Raw genomic sequence first — 6,547 nt, forward strand, 5'->3', positions numbered from 1 at the left:
AGTAACCTTTGAGCTGCGAAACATCATCACGAAGTAGTAGATTGGCAATGCAATCGCCAAAATAGTTAATAAGGTAATTACATTATCAACGCTTAATTGCCCTACTCCTGCCATAGCGGCTAAAATTGCAACAATTGCGATGATAATAATGACAACCCACTTGATCACATTAAGCAAATCGCCTTTATCAATAGGATCATTAGGTGTCAGACTTTCAGTTGATAAGTATTTTTTACCACCAAGTACATATTGTACTAAACCAAAGAACATACCAACTGCAGCTAATGAGAATCCTGCATGGAAGTTCAATTGGCTACCAAAAATATGGACACCGAAGCCCTGAGCTGCCCATGGTACAAGCCATGGAGCAATAAATGAGCCTAAGTTAATCCCGAAAACAAAAATACTGAAACCAGCGTCACGACGGCGATCTTCAACCGAATAAAGACCACCAACCATATCGGATACGTTCGGCTTTAATAATCCAGTACCTACAACGATTAAAGCAATCGACCTGTATAGCACCGTTACACCAGCTGGCAAAGCCAAAACGATGTGTCCCAACATAATAAGCACACCGCCGTAGAAGACTGTTTTTCTAGAGCCCCATACTCTGTCAGAAAGCCAGCCTCCAACTAGTGTTGATAAATAAACAAGCGAACCATAGATCGACATGATTGAAGCAGCAGTAGTTTGAGACATCCCCAAACCACCTTTGGTAACTGCGTAATACATGTAGAATAATAAGATAGCCCGCATGCCGTAGTAACTGAAACGCTCCCACATTTCAGTGAAGAATAAAGTGGACAAGCCCTTTGGCTGTCCAAAGAATGCTGTATTTGAATCTCGTTTACCCAAAGAAAAACTCCTTTCTTATCTAAGGTAAGCAATAAAAACAATTACACCACGAAAAATAAGGACCTATCCTATTTACAGATAGATCCTTATTTTTATTACTTTATATTACTTAATCAATTGCTTTAGCAACTGCATCATTAACAGCATCTTTTTCAGCTTCGATCAAGTTAACCTTGCTTTCGATGACCTTAACGTCCATCTTAATTTCACGACTAAGAAGTGGAACATTAATCTTTGGTTCAAAGAATTCTTTGAATTCCTTAAGTCTTTCTGGGGTATGGAAGACGCCTGCAGTAACAGTGATAAATTTAGCAAATTCCATGTCACCACCAACAGTCTTGTCAAGCCAATCCCAGTCTTCTCTGATCCAGTCCCAAGCTGCTTGTTGACCATAATGGTTAGCAAGTAAACCACGGTACCAATCACATAAATCTTGTGGCTTAACTACGTCAGCATTTTCAAAGTCGCCAACAATAGCCTTGATAGCTGCAAGATCCTTGGTGCTGGTTACAGCGCTGCGTAAGTCAACCTTGTATGATGGGTCAGCTGTTCTTTGGTATTCCTTAATTAACTTATCAACTAATTCAGCATTGCCAAAGTTCTTAACTTCATTGATTAAAACGTATGGACGAATATCTGCATTCAATGCTTCCAAGTTATCTTCATTTTCAGTAAAGATTTGGTGAGCTGCCTTAATTGAGTCCGCATTTTCAGCGTAAAGACTTGCACTCAACTCGTATGGACGAATTTGAACATCTTCATCGCTTTCGCCTGGCTTTACTTCCCAGCCTAAACGTGCAACTTGATCCTTTGATAAGAGATCATAAAGCTTCTTCAAGTTCTTTTCTTCATTTGATTCTGGTTCAACGAATTGACGAAGCTTAGCTGCAGTAGTGTAAAGTGCGTTAATTACCAAGCTTGACTTAGAATCAGCGAATTTAACCAAAAGTGGAACAATTGAAGCGTAAGAAATTTGCTTACCTTCTGCTAAGAGACGTAAGTCTTGAAGCAATTGTAACTTATCAATTGGATCCAATTCATTAACATCTGACAAAATATCATCAAGCAAAGTCTTGTCATATTCAACGATGAAGTGTGAGTTGTTGCCAACATTAAGTCTAAGTGGGTGACCTGCTTCTTCGCGAAGTACCTTGTAACTGCCTAAGTCAATTTCCTTATCAGACATAATCTTAGGTGCGTCGAAGTTAGCATTCAATGGAATTTGCCATTGTCTACCCTTATCTTCACCTTCACCAATGAAGAATTGCTTTTGCGTAAGCTTCAAATGACCATCTTCAGCAACGAAGGCATTAACTACTGGGTAACCAGGTTGCTTAAGCCATGAGTGCATGATTTTACCAATATCAAGATCAGTTGCAGTTGAAAGTGCATCCCAAAGGTCATCACCAGTGGCATTGCCAAACTTATGGTGGTCGAAGTAGTACTTAAGACCCTTGCGAAGTGCGTCGTCACCAAGAAGTGAACGAACCATGACTAACATTCTTGAACCCTTAGCATAAACAATGGCACTGTCAAAGACTGAGTCAATATCTGCTGGGTCATTAATTTCCATTTGAATTGGTTGAACACCATCAGTAGCATCTCTGTTCAATGCAGATGAAGCTTCACTAGTTTGGAACATTTCCCAGATGTGCCAGTCAGGTTCCAAACCATCAACTGATAAGTATTCCATCATGTTGGCAAAACTTTCGTTAAGCCATAAGTTGTCCCACCACTTCATGGTTACCAAGTCACCGAACCATTGGTGAGCCAATTCATGGGTAATAACTGTGGCAACTAACTTCTTCATTTCCAAGCTAGTATTGTCTGGGTCAAGGAGCAAGTATGCTTCACGGTAAGTTACAAGACCCCAGTTTTCCATGGCACCAGCTGAGAAGTCTGGCAATGCAAGTTGCAATGACTGTGGAAGTGGGTATTTGGTTTGGTAGAATTCTTCGTAAAATTCAATTGCGCGCTTAGCAATGTCCAAAGCGAAGTCTAATTCCTTAGGCTTGTGTGCCTTAGTTGCGTAAACGCCAATTAATACGCCATCCTTAGTATGAGTAGTCTTAGATTGTAATTCACCAAAGGCAAAGGCAACTAAGTAACTAGACATGCGGACAGTTTCTTCAAAGTGGTGGTAGCCATCCTTGTCAACTTCTACTTCTGGCATATTAGCAAGTGCAACTTCACCATCTTGTTCATCCCACTTAAGAGCAAGTGAGAATGTAGCTTTAGCTTCAGGTTCGTCCACACATGGGAATGCTTGGCGAGCAAAAGTAGTTTCGAATTGCGTACCGATGATTTGCTTCTTCTTACCTTCTAATTCGTAATATGAAGGATAAATACCCATCATAGTATCAGTAAGTGGTGCGCTATAAGCAATTTCGATTACAGCTTTGCCAGTTACTCCTGTTTTAATTTTGATTGCTTCATCTTTTTCGATTACATCAAAATCAACATTTTTACCATCAACCTTAACGCTATCAATGGTCATAAATTTTTGGTTAATAAGTACTGGATTTTCAATTACATCACCAGTAATTGTGGAAGTACCATTAATAGTTTTATTCTTACGGTTTACATTAATACGCAAATCGTAATGTTCTGGGTGGAAAGTTTTATAGAAACGTTTAACTGCCATATATTTGCCTCCTAATTAGCATAATTCATTCTAAATTTTACCAAAATATCGGTAAAAGTGCTTAAAAAAGGCAATTTCTTTCTGATTGTAAGAGTGCCGTTTCCGTTTTGTAACATTGCTGTCATATAGATCTTGTAATATATAAGCATAGTCATTAAGAACTATATAAATTTTTTAAAAGTAAGTTTTAATAAGGAATGAAATCAATGAGTAAACAAGTTAAATCTATTTTTGTTAAATTAGTAGCTGCATTAGCACTTGCCTTTGCGTGTGTCGCAGTTGCACAAACTTTTGCTAACAATTCTACCAGTCAAACTGTTCAAGCTGCTAAGAAGATGTCTAATAAAGAAAAGGCAGCTAAGAGATGGATCGCAATGCGTGAATCAGGTGGTAGCTACACCGCTAGAAACGGTTCATGTTACGGTAAGTACCAATTAAGCATCGGTTACTTACACGGTGACTTATCACCAAAGAACCAAGAACGTACTGCTGACAGATACGTTTATGGTCGTTACGGTTCATGGGTTAACGCTATGAGATTTTGGTTAGCACATAACTGGTACTAAAATTAATTTATTCCTTAATTTCCAAAAAAACAGCCTAGTCAAGTTGACTAAGCTGTTTTTTCTTTATTCAAACTTGTCTTGTTTAATTACCCGATAGGTTGCAATTATTAATACTAGGATCGAGCAAGCCATTCCAACGTAGGCCATCGTCCCAATGTGAACAGCATTATTCGCTGCTTCTCTCGCCATTTGGTTTTCCATAGCATAACCAACTACCCATTTACGCATTAAAACAGGAGTTAAGATAAAACTAAATGTGGTAATCAATGAAGTAATCAAAGTCACATTTCTAGAATATGGTTCTTTAAAGAATTGTGCCAATACACAAAAAGCTGGGGCAATCATCAAAAGCATGATCCACATAATAATCCAGCGCCCTGAGTTGCTATCCATCATTTGCGCACTATTTGTAGCATAACGATATGAACTCCAAAGCTGACCGCCAGTAACTGTATTTAACAAACTCAAGAAATACGATCCTTGCTGACCATAGTAACCACCATTATTGGATAAGGCTCCTTGGATAATTTGGAAACTATCAGTTGAACCTGCTGATGAGAAATCAACAATAACCACCTGTTTCATATAGGTAGCCAAAAACATGGTAACTGAGCCACCTAACTCTAAAGCTCTTAACATGCTTAATTTTCTTGAGGCCTTTAAATGAAACTCAAGACTAAGCACCTGATGAGGGTGGTGACTGTGGCCAATGACATATATTCCGACAATTACTACTAACAGTAAGATTAATAATCCCCACCATAATTTAATCATGGCAAGAAATAGTGCTAGAACAATAATTGCAACTGAGATGTATGGTCGATCAGAAAAGATTGTCCAAAAGTTAAGCTTTACGTGATTATAATTTTCTCGTGAAAGATCAATTTTGGTATTAGCAGCAGGTTTAGGGTTGCTAATTTTTTTGCTTCTAAATTCTTCACGACTATTTGCCTTATTTTTAGCATAATTAACTCGTGATTGATCTGCACCGCCTTGTCCATGTTCCTTCTTCATGCGATATTCTCGCCGTGACATATGTGCCATAAAGAATAACTCCCTTCTAGAACCATTATCGTAGCACATTTTTTGGTTAATAGTTTTTCTATTGTAAAAAATTGGAAAAATATTTAGTTTTTTGTATGTGCTAAAATGGATGTTAAAAACCATTCTTATTTTTTTGAAAGAGATGACAATTTGACTGCTATTAAATCACGCAATCTGCCTGCGGGGTGGCACAAAGCTTTTTATACCCTGTGGCTAGGTTGTTTCATTACCGGGATGGGCTTCTCAATGACAATGCCCTTTATCTCACTGTTTATTTCTGATTTGGGTAATTATTCTAAATTACAAATTAACCTATATTCTGGTCTAGCATTTGCGATGACCTTTATTGACCAGGCAATAGTTTCTCCATATTGGGGCAGTTTAGCTGACCGTAAAGGAAGAAAACTAATGTGTATGCGTGCATCCGGCGTAATGGCAATTACTATTACCTTGACTGGTTTTGCACCAAATGCGATTTATATCGTTATCATGCGATTCATCCAGGGAGCTTTTTCGGGTTATATCAACAACGCTACCGCATTGATGGCCAGTGAAACGCCGCACGAACGTAGCGGCTGGGTAATGAGTCAGATGATGACCGCTGGTACTGCCGGCAACTTGGTCGGCCCATTATTAGGTGGTACCCTTTCCAGTTTCTTTGGCAATATCTTTGGCGGTGCGTGGGGCTATCGTATTCCGTTCTTTATTACTGGTGTCTTGATGTTCATCGTATTTTTAGGAACAACATTCCTGGTTCATGAAGACTTCACCCCAATTTCTCGCGAAAAGATGAAGCCAATGAGCGAAATCATGAAGAGTTTGCCAAGCATTAAATTAATTATCGTTATGTTCATCACTACGCTGTTGGTTCAATCTTCAACTATGTCAATTGATCCTATCGTTTCATTATACGTAAAATCAATGATGCCTCATGGTTCTGATGTTGCATTTGTTGCTGGTATCGTAGCAGCAACGCCAGGACTTGGTACTTTGCTTGCTGCATCTAAGATTGGCCATAAGATGGATGAAATTGGGCCGTTACGCGTTTTGCGTGTAGGTTTAGTCATCGGCTTCATTTTATTTGCACCAATGGCTTTAACTAATAATCCGTGGATGCTTGCCTTCTTACGTTTCTTATTAGGTATTGCTAGTGCGGGAATGTTGCCTGCAGCTCAAACTGTTTTAACTCTGAATACTCCTAAAGAAAGTTTTGGTCGAATTTTTAGTTATAATCAGTCTTTCCAAGCAATAGGTGCAGTACTTGGATCATTAATGGGTTCTGCCATTTCGGGTTTTTCAAACTATGCGACTGTTTTCTGGGTAACCGGATTTACTTTATTATTGAACTTTATTTTAATTTTGATCTTCGCATGGGGTATTTCTTATCGAGATAAATAAGTAATCTCTTTCACTAGTTTTACTTTTAATCCATAAT

Annotated in this window: 5 protein-coding genes; 2 read left to right on the plus strand and 3 right to left on the minus strand. The window is 38.6% G+C overall.

Features of this window, described 5'->3' with window-relative positions; genetic code table 11:
- Both HMPREF0518_RS06900 and HMPREF0518_RS06905 read right to left on the minus strand, forming a co-directional pair.
- Positions 1-858 (minus strand): peptide MFS transporter (locus HMPREF0518_RS06900; RefSeq protein WP_035518297.1); only part of this gene is annotated, 858 nt, incomplete at its 3' end.
- Between the two features lie 109 nt (positions 859-967).
- A complete protein-coding gene (locus HMPREF0518_RS06905; RefSeq protein WP_003627390.1) occupies positions 968-3,502 on the minus strand; it encodes a M1 family metallopeptidase in 2,535 nt (844 codons plus the stop codon).
- A gap of 206 nt (positions 3,503-3,708) precedes the next feature.
- Between HMPREF0518_RS06905 and HMPREF0518_RS06910 the strand changes: the two genes are divergently transcribed.
- The gene (locus HMPREF0518_RS06910; protein WP_003627391.1) at positions 3,709-4,068 is read left to right on the plus strand and encodes an aggregation-promoting factor C-terminal-like domain-containing protein; all 360 of its coding nucleotides are present in this window, start codon (positions 3,709-3,711) and stop codon (positions 4,066-4,068) included.
- A gap of 63 nt (positions 4,069-4,131) precedes the next feature.
- On the opposite strand, the gene HMPREF0518_RS06915 is transcribed toward HMPREF0518_RS06910, so the two are convergent.
- Positions 4,132-5,112: a hypothetical protein gene (locus tag HMPREF0518_RS06915; protein WP_020828954.1), complete on the minus strand. Its 981-nt coding sequence runs from the start codon at positions 5,110-5,112 to the stop codon at positions 4,132-4,134.
- A 105-nt stretch (positions 5,113-5,217) separates the two neighbouring features.
- On the opposite strand from HMPREF0518_RS06915, the gene HMPREF0518_RS06920 reads away from it, so the two are divergent.
- Complete coding sequence (locus HMPREF0518_RS06920; protein WP_003627394.1) at positions 5,218-6,510, plus strand: MFS transporter; 1,293 nt, start codon at positions 5,218-5,220, stop codon at positions 6,508-6,510.
- The last annotated feature ends 37 nt before the right edge of the window (positions 6,511-6,547 follow it).

Origin of the sequence: Lactobacillus helveticus DSM 20075 = CGMCC 1.1877, assembly GCF_000160855.1 — a bacterium.
GTDB lineage: Bacteria > Bacillota > Bacilli > Lactobacillales > Lactobacillaceae > Lactobacillus > Lactobacillus helveticus.

Excerpts from the sequence above, each read along its gene's own strand:
- HMPREF0518_RS06910 (WP_003627391.1), top strand. The coding sequence starts at position 3,709 with ATGAGTAAACAAGTTAAATCTATTTTTGTTAAATTAGTAGCTGCATTA.
- HMPREF0518_RS06905 (WP_003627390.1), bottom strand. The coding sequence starts at position 3,502 with ATGGCAGTTAAACGTTTCTATAAAACTTTCCACCCAGAACATTACGAT.
- HMPREF0518_RS06920 (WP_003627394.1), top strand. The coding sequence starts at position 5,218 with ATGGATGTTAAAAACCATTCTTATTTTTTTGAAAGAGATGACAATTTG.
- HMPREF0518_RS06915 (WP_020828954.1), bottom strand. The coding sequence starts at position 5,112 with ATGGCACATATGTCACGGCGAGAATATCGCATGAAGAAGGAACATGGA.